Annotated in this window: 26 protein-coding genes; 13 read left to right on the top strand and 13 right to left on the bottom strand. The window is 63.0% G+C overall.

The features are described from left to right. Nucleotides 1-72: 72 nt before the first annotated feature. Nucleotides 73-1116: a tRNA lysidine(34) synthetase TilS gene (tilS, locus tag ACR9ZN_RS29025; RefSeq protein WP_481273817.1), complete on the top strand. Its 1044-nt coding sequence runs from the start codon at nucleotides 73-75 to the stop codon at nucleotides 1114-1116. A 243-nt stretch (nucleotides 1117-1359) separates the two neighbouring features. Then, nucleotides 1360-3288 (top strand): ATP-dependent zinc metalloprotease FtsH, encoded by a 1929-nt coding sequence (ftsH, locus tag ACR9ZN_RS29020; RefSeq protein ID WP_434955142.1) that lies wholly within the window; start codon nucleotides 1360-1362, stop codon nucleotides 3286-3288. Between the two features lie 111 nt (nucleotides 3289-3399). Here ftsH and ACR9ZN_RS29015 read toward each other — a convergent pair whose 3' ends face one another. Continuing rightward, nucleotides 3400-3771 (bottom strand): hypothetical protein, encoded by a 372-nt coding sequence (locus tag ACR9ZN_RS29015; RefSeq protein ID WP_454812801.1) that lies wholly within the window; start codon nucleotides 3769-3771, stop codon nucleotides 3400-3402. 376 nt (nucleotides 3772-4147) lie between these two features. On the opposite strand from ACR9ZN_RS29015, the gene ACR9ZN_RS29010 reads away from it, so the two are divergent. After that, nucleotides 4148-4564, top strand: a complete 417-nt coding sequence (locus ACR9ZN_RS29010; RefSeq protein WP_454812799.1) for a hypothetical protein — start codon at nucleotides 4148-4150, stop codon at nucleotides 4562-4564. 103 nt (nucleotides 4565-4667) lie between these two features. On the opposite strand, the gene ACR9ZN_RS29005 is transcribed toward ACR9ZN_RS29010, so the two are convergent. Beyond that, nucleotides 4668-6470, bottom strand: a complete 1803-nt coding sequence (locus ACR9ZN_RS29005; RefSeq protein ID WP_481273815.1) for an ABC transporter transmembrane domain-containing protein — start codon at nucleotides 6468-6470, stop codon at nucleotides 4668-4670. A gap of 334 nt (nucleotides 6471-6804) precedes the next feature. On the opposite strand from ACR9ZN_RS29005, the gene mgtE reads away from it, so the two are divergent. Beyond that, on the top strand, nucleotides 6805-8178 hold the full coding sequence (mgtE, locus tag ACR9ZN_RS29000; RefSeq protein WP_434955137.1) for a magnesium transporter: 1374 nt from the start codon (nucleotides 6805-6807) through the stop codon (nucleotides 8176-8178). Nucleotides 8179-8325: 147 nt separating this feature from the next. After that, on the top strand, nucleotides 8326-8553 hold the full coding sequence (gene rpmE / locus ACR9ZN_RS28995; protein ID WP_434955136.1) for a 50S ribosomal protein L31: 228 nt from the start codon (nucleotides 8326-8328) through the stop codon (nucleotides 8551-8553). A gap of 540 nt (nucleotides 8554-9093) precedes the next feature. On the opposite strand, the gene ACR9ZN_RS28990 is transcribed toward rpmE, so the two are convergent. Then, nucleotides 9094-10302, bottom strand: a complete 1209-nt coding sequence (locus tag ACR9ZN_RS28990; RefSeq protein WP_454812794.1) for an MFS transporter — start codon at nucleotides 10300-10302, stop codon at nucleotides 9094-9096. Nucleotides 10303-10413: 111 nt separating this feature from the next. On the opposite strand from ACR9ZN_RS28990, the gene ACR9ZN_RS28985 reads away from it, so the two are divergent. After that, nucleotides 10414-11010: a TetR/AcrR family transcriptional regulator gene (locus tag ACR9ZN_RS28985; RefSeq protein ID WP_481273814.1), complete on the top strand. Its 597-nt coding sequence runs from the start codon at nucleotides 10414-10416 to the stop codon at nucleotides 11008-11010. Between the two features lie 22 nt (nucleotides 11011-11032). Here ACR9ZN_RS28985 and ACR9ZN_RS28980 read toward each other — a convergent pair whose 3' ends face one another. Further along, the gene (locus tag ACR9ZN_RS28980; protein ID WP_434955133.1) at nucleotides 11033-11224 is read right to left on the bottom strand and encodes a DUF1192 domain-containing protein; all 192 of its coding nucleotides are present in this window, start codon (nucleotides 11222-11224) and stop codon (nucleotides 11033-11035) included. A gap of 14 nt (nucleotides 11225-11238) precedes the next feature. Next, nucleotides 11239-12111: a DUF1444 family protein gene (locus tag ACR9ZN_RS28975; RefSeq protein ID WP_481274402.1), complete on the bottom strand. Its 873-nt coding sequence runs from the start codon at nucleotides 12109-12111 to the stop codon at nucleotides 11239-11241. Nucleotides 12112-12484: 373 nt separating this feature from the next. Here ACR9ZN_RS28975 and ACR9ZN_RS28970 point away from each other — a divergent pair, with 373 nt between their 5' ends. Beyond that, nucleotides 12485-13204, top strand: a complete 720-nt coding sequence (locus ACR9ZN_RS28970; RefSeq protein WP_434955131.1) for a DUF1013 domain-containing protein — start codon at nucleotides 12485-12487, stop codon at nucleotides 13202-13204. Nucleotides 13205-13403: 199 nt separating this feature from the next. Here the strand turns inward: ACR9ZN_RS28970 and ACR9ZN_RS28965 are convergent, their stop codons facing one another. Beyond that, a complete protein-coding gene (locus tag ACR9ZN_RS28965) occupies nucleotides 13404-13691 on the bottom strand; it encodes a hypothetical protein (protein ID WP_481273813.1) in 288 nt (95 codons plus the stop codon). Nucleotides 13692-13821: 130 nt separating this feature from the next. Between ACR9ZN_RS28965 and gcvA the strand changes: the two genes are divergently transcribed. Further along, nucleotides 13822-14742, top strand: coding sequence for a transcriptional regulator GcvA (gene gcvA, locus ACR9ZN_RS28960; RefSeq protein ID WP_481273812.1), 921 nt, complete (start codon nucleotides 13822-13824; stop codon nucleotides 14740-14742). A gap of 66 nt (nucleotides 14743-14808) precedes the next feature. Here the strand turns inward: gcvA and ACR9ZN_RS28955 are convergent, their stop codons facing one another. Beyond that, nucleotides 14809-15033 (bottom strand): YdcH family protein, encoded by a 225-nt coding sequence (locus ACR9ZN_RS28955; RefSeq protein WP_434955128.1) that lies wholly within the window; start codon nucleotides 15031-15033, stop codon nucleotides 14809-14811. Nucleotides 15034-15400: 367 nt separating this feature from the next. Here ACR9ZN_RS28955 and ACR9ZN_RS28950 point away from each other — a divergent pair, with 367 nt between their 5' ends. The 3 genes from ACR9ZN_RS28950 (at nucleotide 15401) to ACR9ZN_RS28940 (ending at nucleotide 17825) form a co-directional block, all read left to right on the top strand. Beyond that, the gene (locus ACR9ZN_RS28950) at nucleotides 15401-15580 is read left to right on the top strand and encodes a YdcH family protein (RefSeq protein ID WP_434955127.1); all 180 of its coding nucleotides are present in this window, start codon (nucleotides 15401-15403) and stop codon (nucleotides 15578-15580) included. A gap of 159 nt (nucleotides 15581-15739) precedes the next feature. Further along, nucleotides 15740-16906, top strand: coding sequence for a DUF6600 domain-containing protein (locus ACR9ZN_RS28945; protein WP_481273811.1), 1167 nt, complete (start codon nucleotides 15740-15742; stop codon nucleotides 16904-16906). Nucleotides 16907-17000: 94 nt separating this feature from the next. Then, entirely contained in the window at nucleotides 17001-17825 is an 825-nt protein-coding gene (locus ACR9ZN_RS28940; protein WP_454812782.1) for a creatininase family protein, read from the top strand. Between the two features lie 42 nt (nucleotides 17826-17867). Here the strand turns inward: ACR9ZN_RS28940 and ACR9ZN_RS28935 are convergent, their stop codons facing one another. The 4 genes from ACR9ZN_RS28935 to ACR9ZN_RS28920 all read right to left on the bottom strand — a co-directional run bounded on the left by ACR9ZN_RS28935 (nucleotide 17868) and on the right by ACR9ZN_RS28920 (nucleotide 21763). Next, nucleotides 17868-18947 carry an ABC transporter ATP-binding protein gene (locus ACR9ZN_RS28935; protein ID WP_434955124.1) on the bottom strand — a complete coding sequence of 360 codons (1080 nt, stop codon included), beginning with the start codon at nucleotides 18945-18947 and terminating at the stop codon, nucleotides 17868-17870. 20 nt (nucleotides 18948-18967) lie between these two features. Beyond that, the gene (locus ACR9ZN_RS28930) at nucleotides 18968-19753 is read right to left on the bottom strand and encodes an ABC transporter permease (protein ID WP_434955123.1); all 786 of its coding nucleotides are present in this window, start codon (nucleotides 19751-19753) and stop codon (nucleotides 18968-18970) included. Continuing rightward, nucleotides 19750-20649 carry an ABC transporter permease gene (locus ACR9ZN_RS28925; RefSeq protein WP_434955122.1) on the bottom strand — a complete coding sequence of 300 codons (900 nt, stop codon included), beginning with the start codon at nucleotides 20647-20649 and terminating at the stop codon, nucleotides 19750-19752. Before ACR9ZN_RS28925 ends, ACR9ZN_RS28930 begins: the two co-directional genes overlap by 4 nt. A gap of 70 nt (nucleotides 20650-20719) precedes the next feature. Next, nucleotides 20720-21763, bottom strand: a complete 1044-nt coding sequence (locus ACR9ZN_RS28920; RefSeq protein ID WP_434959586.1) for an ABC transporter substrate-binding protein — start codon at nucleotides 21761-21763, stop codon at nucleotides 20720-20722. A 451-nt stretch (nucleotides 21764-22214) separates the two neighbouring features. Here ACR9ZN_RS28920 and ACR9ZN_RS28915 point away from each other — a divergent pair, with 451 nt between their 5' ends. Continuing rightward, on the top strand, nucleotides 22215-23504 hold the full coding sequence (locus ACR9ZN_RS28915) for an adenylosuccinate synthase (protein WP_454812779.1): 1290 nt from the start codon (nucleotides 22215-22217) through the stop codon (nucleotides 23502-23504). A 244-nt stretch (nucleotides 23505-23748) separates the two neighbouring features. Here ACR9ZN_RS28915 and ACR9ZN_RS28910 read toward each other — a convergent pair whose 3' ends face one another. After that, complete coding sequence (locus ACR9ZN_RS28910) at nucleotides 23749-24015, bottom strand: hypothetical protein (RefSeq protein WP_481273810.1); 267 nt, start codon at nucleotides 24013-24015, stop codon at nucleotides 23749-23751. A 382-nt stretch (nucleotides 24016-24397) separates the two neighbouring features. Here ACR9ZN_RS28910 and ACR9ZN_RS28905 point away from each other — a divergent pair, with 382 nt between their 5' ends. Next, nucleotides 24398-25114, top strand: coding sequence for a hypothetical protein (locus tag ACR9ZN_RS28905; RefSeq protein ID WP_481273809.1), 717 nt, complete (start codon nucleotides 24398-24400; stop codon nucleotides 25112-25114). A 15-nt stretch (nucleotides 25115-25129) separates the two neighbouring features. On the opposite strand, the gene rnk is transcribed toward ACR9ZN_RS28905, so the two are convergent. Next, entirely contained in the window at nucleotides 25130-25531 is a 402-nt protein-coding gene (gene rnk / locus ACR9ZN_RS28900) for a nucleoside diphosphate kinase regulator (protein WP_481273808.1), read from the bottom strand. Nucleotides 25532-25596: the final 65 nt, after the last annotated feature.

Genomic DNA, 25596 nt, shown 5'->3' with positions numbered 1-25596 from the left:
GTCAGGCATCTGCAGATGCCTGACCGGAACATTGCCATTGCGGACGCAAACCGCGCGTTCGGGGACTGAGCCGTGTCCGCAGCCATTGCCCTGCAGGAACTTCCTGCCCTCTTCGCCGATTTCCACAATCGCGCCCATGTAATCCTCGCTGTCTCGGGCGGCGGCGATTCCACCGCCCTGATGCTGCTGGCCGCGCGCTGGCGCGAGCAAAGCCCGCAAACCCGTCTCACCGTCGCGAGCATCGATCACGCCCTGCGTGCCGAAAGCGCGGAGGAATGCCGTATCGTTTCCGCAAGTGCCGTCGATCTTGGTTTGCCCTGTATCGTCAAGCGCTGGGAGGGCGACAAGCCGGCCGCACGCTTGCAGGAAGCGGCTCGCAGCGCCCGTTACGCCCTGCTGACTGCGGTGGCCACCGAAGTCGGAGCGGACGCGATCGCCACGGCCCATACGCTCGACGACCAGGCCGAAACCGTGCTGATGCGGCTGCTTCACGGCTCGGCCGTCGACGGCCTGGCGGCGATGCGTCCCCTCACGCCCCTGGCCGACCTCAGCCTTCTCCGCCCCCTGCTCGGCACGACGCGAGCCCGGCTGGTGGCGACCCTGCAGGCCGCCGGGGTGGCCTGGCTCGAAGATCCCTCCAACCGCAATCCCCGATTCGAGCGCGTACGCTTGCGCGCCCTTCTCGCCCAGCTCGCGCCGCTCGGCCTCGACCCGGCACGCCTGGCCTTGCTCGCCCGCCGCGCCGCGCGCAGCAACGATGCCCTTGAGGCCGTTGCGGCCGAGCGTTTCGAGATTCTCGCCCGACGGGAACAAGACCGCCTGCATCTCGACGGCCCGGGGTTTGCGGTCTGCCCCGCCGATATCAGGCTGCGTATCCTGGAGCGAGCCGTCCTGCTGATGCAGGACAAGAGCAAGGCATCAGCCTATGGCCTGCGCCTCGAACGGTTGGAGGCGCTGGCCGCAGCACTCGATCAAGCCCTCGACCCGGCTCTCGGCCAAGGCGGATCCTGGCAGCGCAGCCTCGGCGGCACGCTGCTGCGGCTGGACAAGGCCGGCAATCTGCAAATCACCCGTGAGCCCGAACGCCGGCGCGGTGCTGCAAAAACCAAGATGTAGAAATTGTCATTTTCCACCGGCCTTGCCCTAGAAGCGGCAAAATAATGGCCTATTTCAAGAAATTAGCGGCGCATGCGCCACTCGAATCTTCACCGTGACAAGCCCTCGCCACTTCTATAAGGGAGCGCAGGGCTATCTATCCCACGGGCTTGGCTTGGCATTTGGCTCGCCCGTGCCTATTTTAGCCGCGATATGCTGTGGCGTCTCCTGCACAGGCAGGCCGTCCGCCGCGAAAGGCAAGAGATGAACGCGAACTTCCGAAATTTTGCGCTTTGGGTGATCGTAGTGCTGCTGTTGCTGGCACTCTTCACTCTGTTCCGGCAGACGGGTAGCCAAAGCGCTTCCGCCGACAGTTCGATCTCCTACTCCGAACTGGTGAAATCGGCCAAGGAAGGCAAGGTCAAGGACGTCACCATCACGGGTAGTGAGCTCAAGGGCAGCTACGTCAATGGCGGCTCGAACTTCACCACGCAATTGCCCAACGACCCGGGACTGGCCAAGACATTGAATGATCTGGGTGTGCAGGTCAGTGCCGCGCCGCCCGCCGAAACACCTTGGCTGCTGCAGCTCCTGCTGCAGGCCTTGCCGATCCTGGCTCTGATCGGTGTGTGGATCTTCCTGTCCCGCCAGATGCAGGGTGCCGGCGGCAAGGCCATGGGCTTCGGCAAGTCCAAGGCCAAGCTGCTGACCGAGGCCCATGGCCGCGTCACCTTCGATGACGTGGCCGGCATCGACGAGGCCAAGGAGGACCTGCAGGAGATCGTCGAGTTCCTGCGCGATCCCCAGAAATTCCAGCGCCTGGGCGGCCGTATCCCGCGCGGCGTACTGCTGGTCGGCCCGCCCGGCACCGGTAAGACGCTGACGGCGCGTGCCGTCGCCGGCGAAGCCAACGTGCCTTTCTTCACCATTTCCGGTTCCGACTTCGTCGAAATGTTCGTGGGCGTCGGCGCCAGCCGCGTGCGCGACATGTTCGAACAGGCCAAGAAGAACGCGCCCTGCATCATCTTCATCGACGAAATCGACGCCGTCGGCCGCCATCGTGGCGCCGGCCTGGGTGGCGGCAATGACGAGCGCGAGCAGACCCTCAACCAGTTGCTGGTCGAGATGGATGGCTTCGAAACCAACGAGGGCATCATCATCATCGCGGCAACCAACCGCCCCGACGTGCTCGACCCTGCCTTGCTGCGTCCCGGCCGCTTCGACCGTCAGATCGTGGTTTCCAACCCTGATTTGTCCGGCCGCGAGAAGATCCTGCGCGTGCATGTGCGCAAGGTTCCGCTCGCCCCCGACGTCGACCTCAAGATCATCGCCCGCGGCACGCCCGGCTTCTCGGGCGCCGATCTGATGAACCTGGTCAACGAGGCTGCCCTGCTCGCAGCGCGCCGCAACAAGCGCATGGTCACCCATCTCGAATTCGAGGACGCCAAGGACAAGATCCTGATGGGCGCCGAGCGTAAGACCATGGCGATGTCGGAAGAGGAAAAGCGCCTCACCGCCTATCACGAGGCGGGCCACGCCGTCGTCGGCCTCAACGTGCCCAAGGGCATCCCGGTGCACAAGGCCACGATCATCCCGCGTGGCCGCGCGCTCGGCATGGTGAAGTTCCTGCCCGAGGGCGATCGCTACTCGATGAAATTTGTCGAGTTCACCTCCCAGCTCGCCGTCGCCATGGGCGGCCGCGTGGCCGAGGAGATGATCTTCGGCAAGGAGAACATCACCTCCGGCGCCGCCGGCGACATCGAGCAGGCCACGCGCATGGCAAAGGCCATGGTCACCCGCTACGGCTATTCGGATGAGCTCGGCACCGTGATGTATGGCGAGAACCAGGACGAGGTCTTCCTCGGCATGTCCATGGGCCGTACGCAAAGCGTGTCCGAGGCGACCTCCCAGAAGATCGACGCCGAAGTGCGCCGCCTGATCAACCAGGGCTGGGAAGACGCCAAGCACATCCTTACCGAAAAACGGGACGAGCTCGAGGCCCTGGCTCAGGCGCTGCTCGAGTATGAAACGCTGACCGGCGACGAGATCCGCGACCTCCTCAACGGCAAGCCGCCTTCGCGCGATCCGCTGGACGAGCCCCAGACGACCCGCGGCTCGGCCATCTCCGCCGGCAAGCCACGTCGCCCGCCCCCGCAGACGGAAGGCGGCATGGAGCCGGCCCCTTCGGCCTGATGGCGCATTGACATTCGATATGATCAAGGCCGGTCTCGCGACCGGCCTTTTTCGTGACTCGGCCGTCGAAGGTTGCGGCTGGCCGCCGGGGAATCGGAGACGAGCCGCATTTCAGGACATCAGATCCGACCAGGCTTGGTAGAGGCCGCTGACCGCGATCGCGGCGAGGAAGGACCATACCAGCCACCGTACCCATGTCAGCCGCCATAGGCGGCGCCCGACATAGATTTTGAACAAAGTGCCCATCGCCGAGAGGACCGGATAAAGGAAGACGAGCTGGATGATGGCGGCCAGGGAGAAAAAGAACAGCAAGGCCACTGCCCTGCTCGGCAGGATGCCTTCAAAGGCAAGCGCGCCCCACATCAGGGCAATGATCAGTACCAGAAGCAGGAATGACCACCCGATCCCCCAGCCAAGATCGCGCCAAGCCCGGCTCTTCTCGTCCGCAAGGCCGCGATCTTCGTTCCCGGGAGCCTGTTCCACCCCAAATCTCCGATCGAAGAGAGGCCGTAGCCGAACTCTTTATGTCACGGCGTATCCCACCTACCGATCTGCCTTGTCATCCTCGGCCAGCAAGTATCCTGCGAAACAGCAACCCGATAGCCATCGAATTTCTTCTATTCCCGTAGTGGTAGGTAGCTTATGCACGGATGGTCATGATGGATTGCCTCGCTCTCCACTGTGATGTCCCCGGACCAAAGTGCGGTTTATCCGAACCGTGCCTTGCTCTAACTCCTTGTTTCCAGGCCAATCCAACGGATTGGCGAGAGCGCCTTTGCGATTTGAAGTGATCCCGTCAAATCGCAAAACGCTTTAAGCCATCGCCGACCGGGGCCCGGCGGCAGCCAGAGATGTTTCCATGCTGAAGAATATTGCCGGCGCCGCCGCGCTCGCTCTCCTGATCGCCTCACCCGCCGCTGCGCAAAGCTGCGCGCAGAACTTCAAGAGTTCCGGCGTGCCGTTGCTCACCGGCCTGACCTATAGCACCTGGGCAGTCTTTCCCAAGGTTGCTCCGGCCAAAGCGCTCGACAATGTCGGGCGTGCCCTGTCCGCTGAGGGTATCGACGTCGTCAGCGTCAACAAGAAGGCCGGTGTGTTGATCGCAACCCAGGACGGCGCCAATTCCGGCCGACCCCAGACAATCCGGGTCATCGCCCGCAAGACTGGCAGCGCGACCCGCGTCGATCTCGAATTCCATGTGCAGCCCGGCCAGTTCTCGACCGAAAGCGCCCTGCGTACCCATATCTGCGCCGTCGTGAACGCGGCGGGACGATAGGAGCGCGGCTGGTGTGCCGATCTTCAGATCGACATTCTTGAAAACACCGCGTTCATCAACACGGGAAATGCCGGTCTGAAGACCGGCACACCGCTCCTCCGGCTCAGGCCGCGTCCCTGAATTGCAGCTGTGCCAGCCGGGCATAGAGGCCACCGCGCGCCACCAGGGCCTCATGTGTGCCCTCTTCGACGATGCGTCCGTCATCGAGCACGATGATGCGATCGGCAGCCTGCACCGTGGCCAGGCGATGGGCGATCACCAGGGTGGTGCGTTGGGTCATCAGGCCATCGAGCGCCGCCTGCACCGCCTTTTCGCTTTCGGAATCCAGCGCCGAGGTCGCCTCGTCGAGCAGCAGCACGGGGGCATCCTTGAGGATGGCACGGGCGATGGCGATGCGCTGGCGCTGGCCACCCGACAGCGTCACGCCGCGCTCGCCGATCGGCGTGTCGTAGCCCTGTGGCATGGCCCGGATGAAGCCGTCGGCCGCGGCCAGGCGAGCTGCTTCCTCGACCTCGGCGTCACTGGCGTCAGGACGGCCGAAACGGATATTGTCGCGGGCGGTCGCCGCGAAGACCACCGGATCCTGGGCCACCACCGCGATGCGCTGGCGCACGCGCTTGGGATCGGCCTGCGGCAGCATCACGCCGTCCAGCGTTATCAGGCCGAACTGGGGGTCGTAATAGCGCAGCAGGAGCTGGAACAGCGTGCTCTTGCCGGCTCCGGACGGCCCGACGATGGCGACCGTCTCGCCCGCCTTCACCGCAAGATCGATATCGTGCAGCACCGGCCTGTCCGGCTGGGTGGGATAGGCGAAGGTCACGCCCTCGAAGGCCACGGCACCGCGCGCCGGCTCGGGAAGGGCCAGCGGCCGGGCCGGCGCCGATATCGCCGGCCTTTCGCCAAGAAGTTCGCCCAGACGCTCGGCGGCGCCGGCCGCCTGCACGATCTCCGCCCAGACCTGGCCAAGCTCCGAAAGGGCACCGGCACCGAACACGGCATAGAGCACGAATTGCGACAGGGTGCCCGGGGTCATCACACCCGCCACCACATCATGGGCGCCGAGCCAGAGCACGCCGACCACCGAGGCGAATACCAGGAAGAGGGCGATTGCCGTCAACACGGAGCGCGAGCGGGTCGAAATCGCAGCGGCCTGGTAGGCGCTCTCCACTTCGCCCGAAAAGCGCCCTATGGCGAGGCGCTCGGCCGTGAAGGCCTGCACCGCCCGCATGGCACCGATGATCTCCCCGGCATAGGCGGAAGCATCGGCCAGGGTGTCCTGCGCCTTGCGCGAGCGGGTGCGCACGGACCGGCCGAAGGCAACCAGCGGCAGCACGATGATGGGAATGGCGATCAGCACCAGCGCCGAGAGTTTGGGGCTGGTCCACACCATCATCACCGCAGCGCCGGCGAACAGGAAAAGATTGCGTAGGGCCACCGAGGCGGACGAACCGAACGCAGCCTTGATCTGGGTCGTGTCGGCGGTGAGGCGAGAGAGCACCTCGCCGGTCTTGGCCGTATCGAAGAACACCGGTGAAAGGTCGGTCAAGTGGGCAAACACGGCGGTGCGCACGTCGGCGACCACCCGTTCGCCCAGTGTCATCACCAGATAATAGCGGCAGGCACTGGCCAAAGCGAGAATCAGCACCACGCCGGTCATGGCCAGGAAGTAGGAATTGATGGCGACGGCATGATCGGCCGAGAAGCCGTGATCGATCATGCGGCGCATGGCAATCGGCACCACCAGCGTCGCCGCCGCCGCCAGCGTCAGAGCCAGGAAAGCCAGCAGGATGCGGCCACGATAAGCCAGGGCATAGGGTGCCAGCGCCATCAGCGGGCGCAAGGTCCGGCTGTTCCTGGCGGATTCCGCGGTATTTTCTCGGGTTTTCGGGTCAGTTTCCGTGGCCACGTAGTATTCTTCCTTTCGAGCGCGCGGGACAATGCCCCGCTGTGGGCGCTGCTGCAATCGCACGGGCCCAAACCGCTTCAGTTTGCCGCGCTCTCCATATTATCGCGCAGTGCAAAAAAGCGCTTGACTGCGACGGCGGAGAGGCGCAAGTCGCGATTGTTCCGGCCTTTGGATTTATTCCAAAGGAATCGTCACTGGCCGGACCCCACGAGATCAACGAGATCATGCCAAGCGACAGTAGCAGTCGAATGTTCGCGCCGTTGACGGCTTGTAAGGACTGACCGCTCGCGGGCTCGTCCTTCCGGCCGGCAACGGCCGAGAGGAAGGAAGAGCCATGGAAGACCTGGCTGAAAAGACCGTTGACGTTGCTGACCGCGACATCCTTGAGGTTTGCCTCGGCCTCGAGCACGTAGCCGACATCGTCGAGCTGCTCAACGAGCAGGAGATCGAGGAACAGGCGCATGTCCTCGTGCACCTGCCCGACGAGCGGGCCATCGAGGTGCTCGACCAGCCAGGCCTGGACGATCCTGCGGCACTGATCGAGGCCCTGCCCGCCGAACGGGCGCTCAAGCTGATGGCCGGCATGTCCTCGGACCGTGTGGCGGATGTCTTCCGCTACATGGACGATCCGCCGCGCACCGATCTGCTCAATCGGCTCGATCCTGAGACCCGCGCTTCGCTCGACAGGCTGCTGTCCTATCCCGAGGACACCGCCGGCGCGCTGATGACCACCGAATTCGTGTCCGTGCCCTCGTCCTGGACGGTGGAGCAGACGCTCGACCATATCCGCCGGGTCGAGCGCACGCGCGAGACGATCTATTCGGTCTATGTCCTCGATCCCAAGACCCGCCAATTGCTCAAGGCCGTGGCGCTGCGCCGCCTGATCACCGCCGATCCCAAGGCCTCGGTGCTGACGGCCGCCCGCTTCGACAAGCCGATCACCGTCGCGCCGACGGCCGACCGTGAGGAAGTGGCACGCCTGATCGCCAAATACGACCTCCTGGCGGTGCCGGTGGTCGACGACAGCATGCATGTCATCGGCATCTGCACCTTCGACGACATCATCGACGCGATCGTGGCCGAGGGCACCGAGGACGCCCAGAAGTTCGGTGGCATGGAGGCCCTCGACGATCCCTATGACCAGATCGGCTTCTGGTCGATGATCAAGAAGCGCGCGGGCTGGCTGTCGGTGCTGTTGCTGGGCGAGATGCTCACGGCGAGCGCCATGCAATTCTTCGAGGGCGAACTCGAAAAGGCAGTGGTGCTCACCCTGTTCATCCCGTTGATCATGTCCTCGGGCGGCAATTCCGGCTCCCAGGCAACCTCCCTGCTCATCCGCGCGCTGGCGCTGAGCGAGGTGAAGCTGAAGGACTGGTGGCGGGTCGCCCTGCGCGAACTACCGACCGGCATCGTGCTTGGCGCAATCCTCGGCCTGATCGGCATCGTGCGCATCGTGGTCTGGCAGAAGGCCGGCTTCTACGACTACGGGCCGCATTGGGCCCTGCTGGCCCTGACCATCGGCTGCGCCCTCACGGCGATCGTCACCTTCGGCTCGCTGACCGGCTCCATGCTGCCCTTCATTCTCAAGAAGGTAGGCTTCGACCCCGCCAGCGCTTCTGCGCCCCTGGTCGCGACGCTGGTCGATGTCACCGGCCTCGTCATCTATTTCACCGTCGCCCTGGTCATTCTGCGGGGGACATTGCTGTAGCCTCGGCGAGATGACGTTTCCCGCATGTGAGAAATGCGGGAGCGGTGCTTGTATCCGGACCGAAATTGCGCTATCGAGCCGCCCACTCATTCGAATTTGACTTGTCCGACCGGGGTAGCGCTCCGGCACAGAGCAGGATTTGACCCCATGAAGTCCGACATTCATCCCGACTATCACAAGATCAAGGTTGTCTTCGTCGACGGCACCGAGTTCCACACCCATTCGACCTGGGGCAAGGAAGGCGACACCCTTCAGCTCGACATCGATCCCAAGACCCATCCGGCTTGGACCGGCGGTTCGCAGCAGCTCCTCGACCGCGCCGGCCGTGTGTCGAAGTTCAACCAGCGCTTTGCCGGCATCAGCTTCAAGCGCTGAGCCTAGAGCGTTTTGCGATTTGACGGAATCGGCAAGAATCGCAAAGACGCTCAAGCCAATCCTTTGGATTGGCTTGGAAATAAAGAGTTAGAGTAAATAAGCGTTCATGCTTGAACGCGTTTTGCTCTAGCAGACATGGCTGGGACGATGAGAGCGGGCCTTCGGGTCCGCTTTTGTTTTTGGGCTGTCCTGGTCGTGGGAGGCAGGTCTTCAGACCCGCCCTGCTCTTCCATCGAGCCTCGCGCCTCCAGGCGGATCCGAAGATCCGCCCCCCACGCACAAAAAGAAGCCGCGATACGGATGATCGCGGCTTGTCCAAGTCGAAACAGGGAGGCGTCAAACAGAGTGAACAGGAGCCACTCGAACATCCAGCGAGCTGGAATGGCGTGAGGTTATCGCGGAATTCTTGATATTCGGTTAACGCCCGCCGGTTCGAGAGCAAAGCGTGCCTTATCCGAGTCGCATTTTTTCTCTAACTCTTTGTTTTGACGCATTTTTCTTAATCAAGAAATCTATCAACTTCTTTGGAAAATGCTTTAGTCAGGCGGCCGCCGCGCATAGCCCGTCCTCTTTCGCTACCGGCGTCAGCCTGCACGAACCCAGCAGCGCAACCGTGAGCGCGACGATACCGGCCGCAAAAGAGATCCAGAAGCCGTCGGCAGCACCAAAGCGATCAATAACCCAGCCCGAGGCGAAGGAGCCGACTGCCATGCCGATGCCGATGCCGGTCATCGCCCAGGTGATCCCCTCGGTGAGCTTGGCCGCCGGCACATGCCGCTCGACCAGACCCATGGCGGTGATCAGTGTCGGCGAGATCGATACACCCGACAAGAACAGCAACAGCGCCAGCATCACCACATTGGAAACGAACAGCAGCGGCACAGTTGTAGCGGCGGCTACCGCAATGGCAACGACGAATTGACGCTCGAGCGGCGTCTTCAGCTTCAACGCCCCGAACACCAGGCCGACAATGAGGGAGCCGGCGGCGTAGCCAGCGAGGACAAAGCTGGCTGCCGTCGCCTGCCCCAATTGTTTGGTAAAGGCGATCACCGTGACCTCTGCCGTTCCGAAGATAGTGCCGATGGCGATCAGGACGAAAGTCAGGATGCGCACCGAGGGCAAGCGGATGGCGGAGGAAGCACTGGGGCCGGTGAAGCGGCCGGGCGGTTCGGTGGACTTTTGCATCACGAAAAGCACCGTGCCGACGGCAAGGAACACGGTCGAAACCAGCGGACCGGCCTCAGGGAACCACGCCACGCTCAGCCCGACCGAAAGGATGGATCCAGCCATGTAAACGACTTCGTCGGCCACCGATTCAAAGGCGAAAGCAGTGTGCAATTGCGGCGTATCGCGATAGAGCTCCGACCAGCGTGCCCTGACCATCGCAGGCATGCTGGGCATGGTGGTCGCGAACAGGGCCGCAACGAACAAGATCCATGCCGGCCAATGGAAATGCGCGGCCAGGAGCAGAACCGAGAAGGCGACAACCGACAGACTCGTCGCGGGAATGAGGACGCGGCTCTGGCCGAGGCGGTCCACCAGGCGGGAGATTTGCGGAGACATGAAGGCATTGCCGAGGGCGAAGGTCGCCGAGACGGCGCCGGCCAGCCAATATTCGCCGTGGGTCTGCGAGATCATGGCAACGATACCCATGGTCACCATCGCAAGTGGCAGGCGCGCCAGGAAACCGGCAGCCGCGAAGGCTTTTGCCCCCGGCGCTCGGAAGATCAGGCTGTAGGGATTGGACATCGGGCACTCCAAGGGAAAAGGACGCGCTGACATACGCAACGTATGTATTCGACATAGTTGCATACGTCTCGTATGTCAACTAATATACGCAGTGTATGTAAAGGAGAGGACATGGCCCGCAAACCGCGAGCACAAATGATCGCCGAGACCCGCACCAAGCTGGTGGCGGCGGCACGCGCCGCCTTCGGCACGGCCGGCTATGCGGAAGCGTCGATGGATGATTTCACGGCGGCTGCCGGCCTGACGCGCGGCGCTCTCTATCACCATTTCGGCGACAAGAAGGGCCTGCTCGCGGCGGTGATCACGGAACTCGACGCCGAGATGTCCAAGCGGCTCGCCGCCGTTTCGGCCCAGGCTGAAGATCCCTGGCAGGGTTTCGTCGCCGAATGCTCGGCCTATATCGAGATGGCGTTGGAGCCCGAAATCCAGCGTATCCTGTTTCGCGACGGCCCGGCCTTCCTCGGCGATCCCTCACAATGGCCGAGCCAGGATGGCTGCATCGCCTCGATGAGTGCCACATTGGCCGCGCTGAAGCGGGACGGTGTTCTTGCCGATGTCGACCCGGAGGCCGCAGCCCGGCTGGTCAATGGCGCCACCTGGCATGCCTCGCAATGGATCGCCAATGCGGCCGATCCACAGTCGGCGTCCAAGCAAGCGGTGAAGGCCTTTCATGCCTTGCTGAACGGCCTCCTGCGTCACCCCGCCTGAACGGCGGGTTTGGCTTACAGGCTCAAGTCTTGAAGAAGGCACTCGCCGCCGAAAGCGAGGCTGCCTTGCGGGCCTTGGCTTCCTCCAGGCGTACCATCTCCTGTTTCAGGGCCGCGATGCGTTCGTCGAGCTCATGCAGCGACAAGGTCGAGAGGTCCTGCCCGATCTGATGTGCCACCGGCACCTTTCGCGGCTCTTCGTCGAAAATCGCCATTTCGTCTCCTCACATCAAATACGGCGCTGCTCGGCGAGTTCCGCCGACGTCGCCATTCTAAACCCATTGGCATCGAGCACAAAAAGCTCGTCCGTGAGCGGATGCGAGCGCGACTTGGAATCTTCGCTCACTTTCGCGGCAAAATCAGCCCTTGCCGAAAAGTCGGGCGTCCAGGCCACCAGGAAATCCCGATTGGGAATGCCGGCGATCACAAGGTCGCTCCCCAGCGCCTTCAGCAGCCTTTGCCGGATCGAGGGCAGCAGCAGGCGGGCGGCATCATAGCCATCCTGGGTCAGGATGGTCGCGTAGGCGCCCCGGCCTCTCGCCGATTTCTTGGCCCCGATCGCCAGCGCGCCGGAGGCGGCCTCCAACCCCACCAAGGCTGCTTCGTGGACGGCGTCGGCATTGACGCCCCATGTCTTCAGATCATCCGTCGTAACGAGGGAATAGCGCTCACCCTGATCGAGCGCATAGGCGATCACCACCGTGGCCGTCAGATCGAGCGAGATCAGCTCCTTGGCCTGCTGGCGATATTCGATAGGCACGATCTGCAGGCGCAGTTTTGCACGCGCATCCTGCCAGTGCCTGCGCTCGTCGTCATCGGCGGGCCGGACGGCCAGGATACCATCGAAGAAAGCAAGGATTTGACTCTCCCGGTCCGCCCCCCGCGCCGTGCCGAGCTGGCGCTGCAGATTGCCGAGATAGACCTGCTTAGTATCTTCGCCGACCTTGACATGCACGCTCTCGGGATCATCGCCGGGCAGAGTGAATTTCAAAGCGGGCCGGTGCCGGCGGAGCAGGCTGACCACTTCCTCGCGAAAGCTCTCGGGAGCGCCCACCGCCGCGGCCGGGACACCGGCAACCACCAGCCCCACCATCGCTTCCATCACCCGGCGGCGTCCAATCCCGTCTAAGCAGAGTTCTCCGGTGAGGCCCGCAGATGCGTCGCGCCAGAAAACTCTGCCAATGTTTGATATCCTGCAAATTCCTCCTGATCGTGCCCGTGGCACAATCAGGAGGAATTCGCTTGGGCTCCGCCCTGCCATCCCGTCCGCTCCCACCTGCCCGCACCGAGGGGATCATCATAGCCAGGATGGCTCCCTGTCGACAATCCTGGCGGGAAAGCGGTGCAACAGGCTTCCCTTTCGGGCGAACGACGACTATATGAGGTATGAATCCCGACAATCAGCTCGCGTCGGGCTTCGTTCCAGGAGGCTGGAGCGAGGCGGCAGCGGGCTCATGCTTTCCGAGGAGATGCCAATGTCGACCGCCCCGCTGATGCCGAAGGCCACCGCCGTCTGGCTGGTTGAGAACACTGCCCTCACCTTCGACCAGATCGCCGAGTTCTGCAAACTGCATCCGCTGGAGGTCAAGGGCATTGCCGATGGCGAGGTTGCGGCCGGCATCAAGGGCCAGGATCCTGTGATCGCCAACCAGCTCACCCGCGAGGAGATCGCCCGCGGCGAGCGCGATTCCCATCACCGCCTCCGGTTGGCCGAGCCGAAGGTCAAGATCGCCATCGCCAAGGTCAAGAAGGGCCCGCGCTATACGCCGGTCTCGCGGCGCCAGGATCGCCCCAACGCCATTCTCTGGCTGGTGAAGAACCATCCCGAACTCAAGGACGCCCAGATCATGCGTCTGGTCGGCACCACCAAGACGACGATCGCCGCCATTCGCGATCGCACCCATTGGAACACCGCGCAGCTGGCCCCGGCCGATCCAGTCATGCTCGGCCTCTGCACCCAGATCGATCTCGATTTCGAAGTCGCCCGCGCCTCCAAGGATCGGCCGCCCGAGCCCGAGAGCGCCACGCTGCTGCCCGCCGAAATCACCACCGGACCGACGGCTGATCGCGGCCATAGGCAAGACAATCCCTTCGCCTCTCTTGGCAACACGCCGCGCCAGGCGGAAGAGGAGGACGAACTGGACGTCGCCAACGTGTTCGCCAAGCTCAAGGGTATCAAGCAGAAGGACGACTGAGCCCCAGGCGGCCAGCTCAGATCCATCACTTGAAAGGGCTTTTTCGCCAGCGCGGAAAAGCCCTTTTGCTTGTGAAGATTGGAAGCCGGCTTCAGCCGTGCTTTCCCGGACCCGTTGCGACCTAATACCGGCAACAAGAAAGGGCGCGATCGGTGATCGCGCCCTTTTTGTCATCCGATAGAATCCAGGAACTTCACCTTTATGGAAGCCGGCGACCGAACTCGTCGCGCACGCCCTCATAGCGGGCATAGCGGATCGGCGGGACATCGTCATCGCCATAAACGTCGCGCTGATGCCCCATCGCAACTGTCTGATCCTGCCCCCTGAGCTGTGCCAGGCCGGCGGAGATCGCTTCGACGAAGGATGTGGCCCCCTCGACCAGAATGGCGGCGATCGAGTAGTTCAGGCGCACCTGCGTCCCGTGTAGAGCGGGGGCATAGCTCCAATGCCGGCCCCATTCATCTTCGTGGAATTCGACGCTCGACATACTCGTACCCTCAACAAAAAGTAAATACGCTCTCGCGATATGTTTCCTATTTTCAATGCTTTATGCTAGATTATCAATGGAGCAAACCTTTCTTCACCATCAACAAAAACTTGATGACCACAGGTAGGGCATGAGCAGATCGGGAGCTGGCCTCGGTGCATTGTGGACCTTTGCCGTCGCCGCTCGTCATCTGAGCTTTGCCAAGGCCGCGATCGAGCTCGACGTGACCCCCGCCGCCGTCAGCAGCCAGATCCGCGCTTTCGAGGACCGCCTCGGCACCCGGCTGTTCTTTCGCACCAGCCGCAGCATGAAGCTCACCCATGCAGGCGAGGAACTGCTCGAAGCGACCGGCGGCGCCCTGCGCACCATCGACGAAGCCTTGCACAGGGCCGCCAACACCACCCAGCGCAAGAGCTTCACCGTCTCTTCCGGCTCATCCTTCGCGGCCAAATGGCTGGTGCCGCGCCTGCCGCGCTTCCGCCAGCAATTTCCCGACATCGACATGCGCATCGATATTTCCGATACGCTCGCCGATTTCAGCCGCCAGGAAGTCGACGTCGCCATCCGCTTCGGCCGTGGCGCCTATGCCGGCCTGCGCTCGGACCGCCTGTTCGTCGAGGACGTCTTTCCGATCTGCAGTCCGCAGCTTCTGCATGGACCCATTCCGCTGCGAGAGCCCAACGACCTGCAATATTTCACCCTGATTCATCTCGACTGGCACAGCCAGGATTCGATGTGGCCGGATTGGCGCATGTGGCTGATGGCCGCCAAGGCCGACAAACCCGACCCGATACGCGGCCTGCATTTCAGCCAGTCGATCATGACCCTGCAGGCGGCCGTCGACGGCCAGGGTGTGGCGCTCGGCAACACCAGCCTAGTCGGCGACGATCTGGCGGCGGGCCGGCTGGTGCGCCCCTTCGACCTGTCGCTGAAGATCGCGCCGGAATTCGCCTATCATTTGGTGGCACCGCGGACAAAGGCGGACAAGCCGATGATCAAGGCATTCCGGGACTGGGTGCTGGCCGAGATCACCAGCGGCAAGGCCGTCTGACGGCCCGGTTCGCGCGCACGCCCTATCGTGACCCGCGCCCCATGCAATGCCGGTGACGCAAAAGCGTCAGGCGATGATATCCGGCGTCAGCAGGTCCTCCAGCAGGGACATGCGGTCCTTGAGATGGAGCTTGCGCTTCTTCAGGCGTTGAAGCTGCAGACGGTCGGGAGTTCCCACCTGTTCCAAAGCGGCAATCGCGGAGTCGAGATCGCGGTGTTCCTGGCGCAACTGCCCCAGTTCCGCAATCATCGCGGCTTCCTCCTCCTCGGTGAGTGGATTTGACAAGCCCATACCCTTCCATTCCGAATGGCAGCCTCGGTATTTGGACCGTCCTGCCGCCCCATGCCCCTTCGGGCACGGTGCCGAACTATGCCGAGCCGATTTCTTGCCCGCAAGCGCTGCGGCAAGATATCGCCATCTATTTACACCCGTTTGGCAAAGCTTGCCGGACAACTTTCACAAGCCCTTCCTAGGCCTTTGATCCAGCATTCTTTTTGGCTCTTCCACACTGCATTACCGTGCGGTAAGCTATTGTTCTGACTAAATTTATTGTTGCTTTGCACAATCGATTCACGGCGAGAATCCACGATTTTCCTTCGACATGCGTACCGTTTCGTGAGAACGTTGAATGTCGGAACTGTGACACAAGGAGCCGTTAATGCCTGTGCAGTCGCATTTGGTCGAACTGGAGCGCAAACATCACGCTCTCGAAACAGAACTCACCATCGCACTGGCTCATCCCTCCTCGGATGACCTCAAAATCGCAGAGCTGAAGCGCAAGAAACTCCTTCTGAAAGACGAAATTGCAAGATTGAAGAGCACCGAGAGGTTGCACTGAACCAGTCAAAGCTGGTGTATTCTGACCGCCGGACCGGAGCAAAATCCGGTACCGGCGGTTTCATTTTGTGGCCACTTTGTGCCAATTGATACGGACGGCTCCCCCAAACAGGTTCATCATCGGCCGTTATCGAAGCAATAACCCATGGAGGGGTTTGCTATGGCCGGCACGACACGCCATCTGGGGATTGGCCTCGTTTCTTCCTTCCTGCTGGCCTGTGCCATCCTGCCTACTGCAGCCACATTCGCGGACCGGGCGCGGGCCGCGCCCGTCGCCGCCATCCAGACGCAGGCTCCCAGCCTCGAAGAATTCAAGACCGTGCTGTCGGGCTACGGCCAATACATCTATTCCGAACGCTATGGCGAGGTCTGGAAGCCTTCGGTGGTGCCTGCTGGCTGGCACCCCTATCCGGCTTGCCGCTGGGTCTATGACCGCAATTTCGGCTGGACCTATGACGATCCCACCGTCTGGGGCAAGATCATCCATCATTACGGTCGGTGGGCCTCGGACGGCAGCAATGGCTGGGTCTGGATACCCGGCACGCAATGGAGCCCCGCCTGGGTGATCTGGCGCGGCGGCGGCGACTGGACCGGATGGGCACCGACACCGCCCGCAACCGACCAGCAGGAAATCAGCCTCGCCAATTTCAACGTGGACAGGCAATGGACCTTCATCGAGACGGCCAAGCTCGGCAATCGCTGTGAGGGTGAAGCTTCGGCGGCGCCAGTCGGCACCTTCGCCGGCTCGGTCCCGGTGACACGCATCAAGATCGTGCGCGGCATTGCCGTGTTCGTGCTGCCGCCGCCTGCAACCGTCATCGACTACGACACCGGCCCGGTTGCGCCCTGGCCGGCCGCGTTTCTCGGCGAATGGCTGCTCTGGCTCAATACCGCCGCCTCGGCCGCCTCGCTGACCGTCGGTGACAGCCTTGCTGCTGCCTGCGCGCCGCCGCCGCCAGCAGCGCCGGCCGTCACGCCCATCGCCTTGCCGACGCCGGCAGCCTCCCGCTTCAAGTCCTGGAGCCCACCTCCGCCCCGCTATACCAAACGGCGCGACCTGCGCCGGGTCGATGCGCCGGAAGCCCCGCGCAGCAGGCGGCGGATTTATCCTGCGCTGGACTATGTCGACGAGCCACCGATCTACAGCCCGCCGGCCCGCCGCCGCCCACCTGTCTGGAATGATGGCCCCGTGGTCCAGAGGCCGCCTCGCTACCCGCCGCCGGGCCCGGTGGTAACGCCCTCCAACAATCCGATTTCACCCAATTCCGGCCAGCGTTATCGTAGACCCCGTCCGCCCGGCCCCTATCGCGGCCAGCAAGTCTGGTAGCAGGCACTGGCTGGCCGGACGGAGAATGCAGCGGGGCGTTGTAATGGCGCCTCGCGGCTGTATGGTTCGGGTATCCTTTTTCCTGGAATCGATCATGCCCGCCTCCACTTCCCTGCCCCGCCGCCAATGGTTCGAGATGACGACGGAGGATTTCCGCACCCGCGAAACCGCCGATTGGATCGCCGTCTTGCCGATCGCCGCCGTGGAGCAGCACGGGCCCCATCTGCCGGTTGGCGTCGACAGCATGATCATGCAGGGCTATCTCGACCGCGCCATCCCGCTGATTCCCGCCGACATTCCCGCGACCTTCCTGCCGATCCAGACCATCGGCAAATCCAACGAACATCTGGAATTCCCAGGCACCCTCAGCCTTTCGGCCGAAACTGTAATCCGGGCCTGGGTCGAGATCGGCGAAAGCGTGCACCGGGCCGGTATCCGCAAGCTCCTGATCGTCAATTCCCACGGCGGCAACATGGCGGCGATGGATATCGTGGCCCGCGAATTGCGCGTGCGCCACGGCATGCTGGTCGCCTTCACCTCCTGGCACATGTTCGGCTACCCCAAGGGCGCCTTTTCGGATGACGAGACGCGCCTGGGCATCCATGCCGGCGAGATCGAGACAGCCTTGATGCTCGCCTTCCGGCCCGACCTCGTGCGCATGGACAAGGCCAGGGACTTCCGTCCGGTCACCTACGAAATGGAGCAGACCTTCAAATATCTGCGCACCGGCCGTCCCGGCGGCTTCGGCTGGATGGCCCAGGACATCCGCCCCGAGGGCGCGGCGGGCGATGCCGGGAAGGCAACGCCGGAACACGGCGAACTCTCGGCCGAATTCGGCGCTCAGGCGCTGGTCGACCTGCTCAGGGATATCCGGGACTTCGATCTTTCACGTTTGAGGAACGGGCCGCTCAAGGAATGAGGGCGCACAGCCTTGTCCCGCAAGGAGAGAAGGATGCAGCCCTCAGGCCGCGACCTTCTCGACCTCTTCCAGCAATTGCAGATCACCGCGGCCGAACGACACCGTCACGTCCTCGCCCATCTGGGGGGGCGGGGCACCCGGATTGTTGAAGGTATCGAGCGAGACCACGTTCTCGTCGAAGCGCACGCGGATGCGCACGATCGAGCCGAGGAAGCTGACGAGCTCGATGCGGCCGGTGAGGCTATTGCGTCCCTCGCCGCCGGTGCCCAGCACCACGGCTTCGGGGCGCAAAGCCAGCGTGCGCGTCTCACCATTGCTGGCACCCTGCAGGCCACGGCTGGTGATCACCTCCTGCCCGTCGACCGAGAAGCGTCCGGCAGCGGCATCGACGACCTTGCCCGTGAGGAAATTCAGCGTGCCTACGAAAGAGGAGACAAAGCGCGTCTTGGGGAAATTGTAGATCTCGAAGGGCGTGCCGACCTGTTCCATCTGCCCGGCGCTCATCACCACGACGCGGTCGGACATCGACAACGCCTCTTCCTGATCATGCGTGACGAACAAGGTGGTGATGCCGAGTTCCTGCTGCAGCACCCGGATCTCGTCACGCAGGGACACACGGATCTTGGCGTCCAGCGCCGAGAGCGGCTCGTCCAGCAGCAGGATCTTGGGGCGCACCGCAATCGCGCGCGCCAGGGCCACGCGCTGCTGCTGGCCACCGGAGAGTTGGAAGGGATAGCGGTCAGCGATCTGCGGCAGCTTGATCATCTCCAGCATCTGCTTGACGCGAGCGTCGATCTCGGACTGGGATTTCTTGGCGATCTTCAGGCCGAAGCCGATATTCTCGACCACGGTCATGTTGGGAAACAGGGCATAGGCCTGGAACACCATGCCGACATTGCGCTGGTTGGGCGCCAGGCCGGTGATTTCCTTGCCGTCCATGCGGATCGAGCCGGCGGATGGCGACTCGAAACCGGCGACCATGCGCAGGACCGTGGTCTTGCCGCAGCCGGAGGGACCGAGCAGGGTGATGAATTCCCCCTTCTGGACCGACAGATCGAAACGCTTCACCACCTGATTGGCGCCGAAGCTCTTCTGCAGCCCGGTGATCTCGAGAAAGGACATCTTGACCTCCAGTAGCAGTTTCAGCGTGCCGGCCGGGCGCCGCGCGAGCGTCCGACCAATTGCAGCAGGCCCATGCAGGCCCAGGTGATGATGAAGGCAACGATGGCCAGCGCCGAGGGCTCATAGGCCCGGTTCGCGCCGATCAATTGCAGATAAGTACCGAAGACCGGCCGGTTGAGCAGGCTGGCAAAGGTGAATTCGCCGATGACGATGGCAAAAGCAATGAAGGAGCCGCTGAGCACGCCCGAGCGAATGTTCGGCAGGATGACTTGCCACAGGATGGTGAAACCGCTGGCACCCAGGCTCTGGGCCGCCTCGGTCAACGTCTTGACGTCGATGGCGCGCAGGCCTGCATCGACGGAACGGTACATATAGGGCAGCGCCAGCACGACATAGCCGAAGGTAAGCAGGAGGTCCGTGGTCCATTCGCTATCGGTCAAAGGCAGCCAGGACGACGAGTTGAACATGCGGATATAGCCGAACACGATGATGATTGCCGGAATGACCAGCGGCAGCAGCGTGACGAACTCCACCGGCGACCGCCATCGCGGTAGGCGCAGGCGCACCAGATAGGCCGCCGGCACCACCAGCAGGATGCTCAGAATGATCGTAGCAAGCGCGAGCAGGATCGAACGGATGAACGCGTTCTGGAACTCCGCCTGGGCGAACACCACGCGATAGGCTTCGAAACTGTATTGCCCGCGCAGCATGCGCAGCGAGAACTCGAAGGTGGAGAGCAACGGGATGATGAAATAGCTGATTGCCAGCAGGATGATCAGCCAGGACAGCACGGAGGATTTCTTCATCGCACCCACCGCTCGCTATAGCTGCGCAGCCAGATATAGGCGCCGCTGGAAATACTGGTGATCACCACCATGCCGAAGGCGATGGCGTAGCCCAGATTGGGATTGCTGAGCACGTCGCCGCGGATCTGGGCAAAGAGCTGGATGGGAATGATCGGCAGGCTGGATCCGGTAAGCGCATAAGCGGTCGCCACCGCGCCGAAGGCATTGGCAAACAGCAGCAACGTCGCGCCCAATATGCTCGGCAGCAGGATCGGCAGTGCGATGTGCCGCCAATAGTGGAAATTGCTGCCGCCCAGCACGGCATTGGCCTCGCGCCATTCGCGCTTCAATCCATCGAGAGCCGGCGCGATCACCAGCACCATCAAGGGAATCTGGAAGTAGAGATAGACCACGGTCAGACCGGTAAAGCTGAGAATGTTGAATCCGGTCGAATAGAGGTTGAAGCCGAGCCAGTCCCGCAGCAGGACGGTGACGAGACCCACCCGCCCCAGCGTAGCCAGGAAGGCGAAGGCCAGCGGCACACCGGCGAAATTCGAGGCGACCCCCGAAAATGTCATCACGGCGCCGCGCATCCACTCGGGCAGCCCACCGAGAATGACCGCATAGGCCACGAAGAAGCCGATGAAAGCACCACCGAGGGCCGAGGCGAAGCTGATCTTGATGCTGAGCCAGAAAGACGAAACGATCGCCGGATTGGTGAACAGCTCGAAGATGTTGCCGAAGGTGAAATGCCCCTCCCGGTCGAAGAATGCCCCGACCAGCAGCAAGGCCGTCGGGACCACCAGGAAGAGCAAGGCGAAGAGCACGAAGGGCGCCATGCCCAGCACGGCCAGCCCTCCACCGGCTCTGGCCGAGCCTGGAGCTGCAGCTGGGGCAGTGTTTGCGGTGGTATTCATGCGGCGACCACAATAGCACGCGTCCTGCCCGGAGAAACCGGACAGGACGCGCAGGAGATGACAAACGATCTTACTTGACGGCGGCGCCGACCACGCTGTCCCAATCCTTGGTGATCTCGGCCTTGGCAGCGCCCTGCTCATCAAGTGTCGGGAACACGGCCTTGGCATAGGCTTCCGCCGGCGGAAGCTTGGCAAGCAGGTCAGCCGGGATCTTCTTGTTGGCGACGAGGTCGTTGAAGCGGATCGGATGGCAATAGCCCTTCAGATAACCGATCTGGCCTTCGTCGGAATAAAGATACTCCATCCACAGCTTGGCGGCATTGGGATGCGGTGCGTAGGCGCTGATGGCCTGGACATAGACGCCAGCCACCACACCGCTGGCGGGAATCACCACGTCGACATCCGGATTGCCCTTGAGCGTGTCGCGATCGGTAAGGGCGTTGTAGTCCCAACGCAGCACGATCGGGGTCGCGCCCTGGGCGAGCGAGGCGGCCTTGCCGATGGTGGGCACGAAATTGCCCTTCTTGTTGAGTTCGGCAAAGAATTTCAGCCCCTCGGCGGCAGCCTTGCTGGCATCGCCCTTGGCGGCGGACAGGCCGGCGGCATAGACACCCTGGATCGCCTGGTTGGCTGTGCGGGGATCGCCAGCCAGCGCCACGGCATTCGCGTAGTCGGAGCTCAGCAGGTCGCTCCAGTCCTTGGGCGAATTCTTGACGATGTCCTTGTTCACCTCGAAGGCGAGCACGCCGTAATAGTCGCCGTACCAATGGCCATCGGCGTCCTTGGCATTGTCGGGAATGGAAGCCCAGGTCGCCACCTTGTAGGGCTGGATCAGGCCATCCTTCTTGGAGGTCGGGCCGAAGGAAAGACCGACATCGATCACATCGGGCGCCTGCGGGCCGGTATTGCCCTTGTTGGCCTTGATGGCCTCGACTTCGTCGCCCGAACCGGCGTCCGGATTGAGCTCGTTGACCTTGAGGCCATACTTGGCCTTGAAGCCCTCGATGATGGCGCCGTAGCCGCACCAGTCATGCGGCAGCGCGATCGTGGTGAGCTGGCCTTCCTTCTTGGCGGCGTCGATCAGCTCCTGGCTCTGGGCCAACGCGCTGCCCATCGAAGCCGCCAAGGCCAGCACGGATACCGATGCGATACCCAGCCACGTTTTCCTGCTCATTTGTCCAACTCCTAAGATGGTGCCGCGCCGGCCCATTTTTCCGTAAAGGTTTTTACAGCGGCGCTGGTATCAATGACGGTTGACACTTTTGTGTCAATAGTGGCCGTCATATATGACAGCCTCAATATTCACTGTTTGCAGCGATTTTTACGGGTTTACGACGCCCGCTCGATCCGTTAGGAAGTGAAAAAGCCCGGCCATCGGATGAGCCGGGCTTTTGCGTGTCCGGGTTTTGGAATTCCGTGCGAAGGTGTTTTACGATTTGGTGGAACCACCAGCGATCGAAAAACGTATCGAAACGAGAGAGTTAGAGCAAAACGACGTTTCCACTTGAACGCGTTTTGCTCTCGGAATTTCGGGGCCGAGGGCCAGAGAGAGAAGGGAGATCACCATGGCCAATGTCGTCGTGGTCGGGTCGCAATGGGGCGACGAAGGCAAGGGTAAGATCGTCGACTGGCTGTCGGAACAGGCCGACGTCGTCGTACGCTTCCAGGGCGGCCACAATGCCGGCCATACCCTCGTCATCGGCGACAATGTCTATAAGCTGTCCCTGCTGCCCTCGGGCATCGTGCGCGGCAAGCTCTCGGTGATCGGCAATGGCGTGGTGCTCGACCCCCGCGCCTTCGTCGCCGAGGTGAAGAAGCTGACGGAGCAGGGCGTTTCGGTGACGCCCACGACATTACGCATCGCCGAGAACACCCCGCTCATTCTCTCGCTGCACCAGGACCTCGATCGCCTGCGCGAATCGGCGACCGATGGCACCAAGATCGGCACGACCGGGCGCGGCATCGGTCCCGCCTATGAAGACAAGGTCGGCCGCCGCGCCATCCGCCTGATGGACCTGGCCGATCTCGGCTCCCTGCGCCCGAAGATCGCGCGCCTGCTCAACCATCACAACGCCCTACGCCGCGGCACCGGCCAGAACGAAATCGATCCGGAAGCCCTCTATCAGGAACTGGCGGACGTGGCGCCGCTCGTCCTGCCCTTCATGGACGACGTCGGCGCCCTGCTCGACAAGGCGCGCAAGGCCGGCAACCGCATCCTGTTCGAGGGCGCCCAGGGTGCCCTGCTCGACATCGACCATGGCACTTACCCCTATGTGACCTCTTCCAACACGGTCGCGGGGCAGGCCGCCATCGGCTCCGGCCTCGGGCCGGGCGCGCTCGACTATGTGCTGGGCATCACCAAGGCCTACACCACGCGCGTAGGCGAAGGCCCCTTCCCCACCGAACTCACTGACGAGACCGGCCGCCTGATCGGCGAGCGCGGCCGCGAATTCGGTACGGTCACCGGCCGGGCCCGCCGCTGCGGCTGGTTCGATGCCGCCTTGGTGCGCCAGACCATCCGCACCTCCGGCATCACCGGCATCGCCCTCACCAAGCTCGACATTCTCGATGGCTTCAAGACCATCAAGGTGTGCGTGCGCTATGAACTCGATGGTCGCGAAATCGACTATCTGCCGGCCAGCCAGGCCGCCCAGGCGCGCGTGAAACCGATCTATGAGGAGATCGAGGGCTGGCAGGAAACCACGGCCAAGGCCCGCTCCTGGGCCGACCTGCCGGCGCAGGCGATCAAATATGTGCGCCGCATCGAAGAGCTGATCGGAGCGCCGGTGGCCGTGCTCTCCACCAGCCCCGACCGGGATGACACGATCCTTGTGCAAAATCCCTTTCAAGTCTAAGAGCAGACCTAATCCCGTCAGATTCGGGCATTAGTGCGTGATCTGCTGCGATGGCACTGTGCGGGTTGCGATCCGCGCGGCGCCAGGCGTATCCGGCGATGGTCTTGTTCCCAGGGGCAGGATCAGGCGTGGTTTCGACCACGTCTTGGCAGCCGGGCCTGCCTGCAGCGGATCATGGGCCCGGAGCAAACTGCGATTTCTCCGAATCGCATTTTGCTCTTACGTCTTGTTTTGACGCATTTTCCTAACCGAAAAGTCCATAAACTTTTCTGGAAAATGCTTCTGTGAAGAGATCGAGCCAGAACGCGTGTCGACGGACTATTTTCCTCCCATCCAGCGAGCCGTGCAGGGTCTTTCCCCCAATACGCAGGAAACCCGCCAGGCGCTCTATGAGAAAGCCCGCTCCGCCCTTCTCCGCCAGCTCAATGCCGCTGATCCAGCGCTGACGGAGGGGCAGATTGCGAGGGAACGCAACCTGCTCGAAGAGGCCATACGGCGCGTCGAGCACCATTACGACGAAGCCGAGTTCACGCCCGAGCCGGTCGTCTCCGAGCGCCCGGCCGCTCCCCAGTCCCAGTCCGATGGCGAGCCTGCTGACAACGATGCCGTGGACGATGAGGCGCCCTCGCCTGCCTCGTCCCGGCCGAACGGCTTGCCGGCTTTCGCCGAGCGCAAGACCGAGAAGCGGCGGCCTCAGGCGCCTCGTCGCAGCAGTTCCAACGGCAATTTCCGGCGTTATGCCGTGATGGCCGCGCTGGCAGCCGTCATCATCGGCGGAGGCGCCGCCACTGCGCTCTATTTGCGCGGAAGCGACGACAGCCCGGCGCCGGTGCCTCAGCCGGGCCCCGCACCACAAGCATCATCCAAGCCCGCACCCGAGCCTGGCAAATTGAATGACCGCCTCGGCGGCGCGCCGGCCGCCCCCGACCGAAGTCGCCACCGGCAATCCTTCGGCACCGGCGCCAGCCGCCCCGCAGCCTGCCGCACCGGCGCCGCAGGTTCCAACAGCGCCCGCACCGCTGCTGCCCTCGACGCAGTCGGAGGCGCCGGAGGGGCAACGCGCGCGCCTGATGGAGGAAGACCCGAGCGCCCCGATGAAGGGCCGCCTCTTCGAAGGCACCGTGAACTGGCGTACGGAATCGCAGGCCAGCGGTACCAACGGACCGCTCGACACTGTCGTCGTCGGTGAAATCACCGTTCCCGACCGCAAGATGAAGGTGCTCCTCACCCTCAGGCACAATTCCGACCGTTCCCTGCCGGCAAACTACCTCTTGAACATCCAGATGAGCGTACCGGCCGACTATCCCAGCGGCGCCGTCGGCGACGTCAAGAGCGTGAACGTCAAGTCCGATCCGCAGGTCCCTGGCTTGCAGCTCGACGGGGCGTTGATGAAGGTCACGACGGGCGTGTTCCTGATGGGTCTGCTCGACCCACCCGACGAGAAGGGCCGCAACGCCAAGATGTTGCAGGCCAATCAATGGTTCGACCTCGTGTTCACCTTCGCCAACGGCCGCAACGCCGTATTCACCTTCGAGAAGGGGCCGACTGGCGAGAAGGCCTTCAACGACGCCATGGCGGCCTGGAACACCGACGCCGCCGCGGCGCAATAGATCACGGCGCCCCTTTCAGGATGCCTTTACGGTCGTGACGCGCAATTCGTGCTCGCGGCCGTCACGGGCCTTCCAGGTGATCGACTGCCCCGGCGACAGGCCCAGCAAGGCCGTGCCGATCGGCGTGAGGATCGAGACCTTGCCCTCGGCAATGTCGGCCTCGCCCGGATAGACCAGTTTGACCTCGCGCAAGGCGCCGCCCTCCGTCTCGAAGCTGACGACGGAGCCGATTTGCACCACACATTCGCCGACCTGCACCGCCGGAACGATCTCGGCCCGGTCGAGCTCGCCGAGCAACGCCTCGGCCACTTCAGGGAACCGATCGAGGGCGGAGGTGGCAAGCTGCGTCAGGCGCTCGAAATCGATCTCGTTCACGATGATATTGGGCTTGGTCTGGTTCTTGATGGGTTGATTCATGATTGGATACCTCAGAATAGGCGCGACATGGCACGCCCACCTGCCAAGCGGCTACCCGCTGAGCA

The sequence above is a fragment of the Labrys sp. HAY1-8F genome (assembly GCF_056754975.1).
The sequence above is the reverse complement of the archived record's forward strand: the minus strand, read 5'-3'. Positions and strand labels throughout refer to the sequence as shown.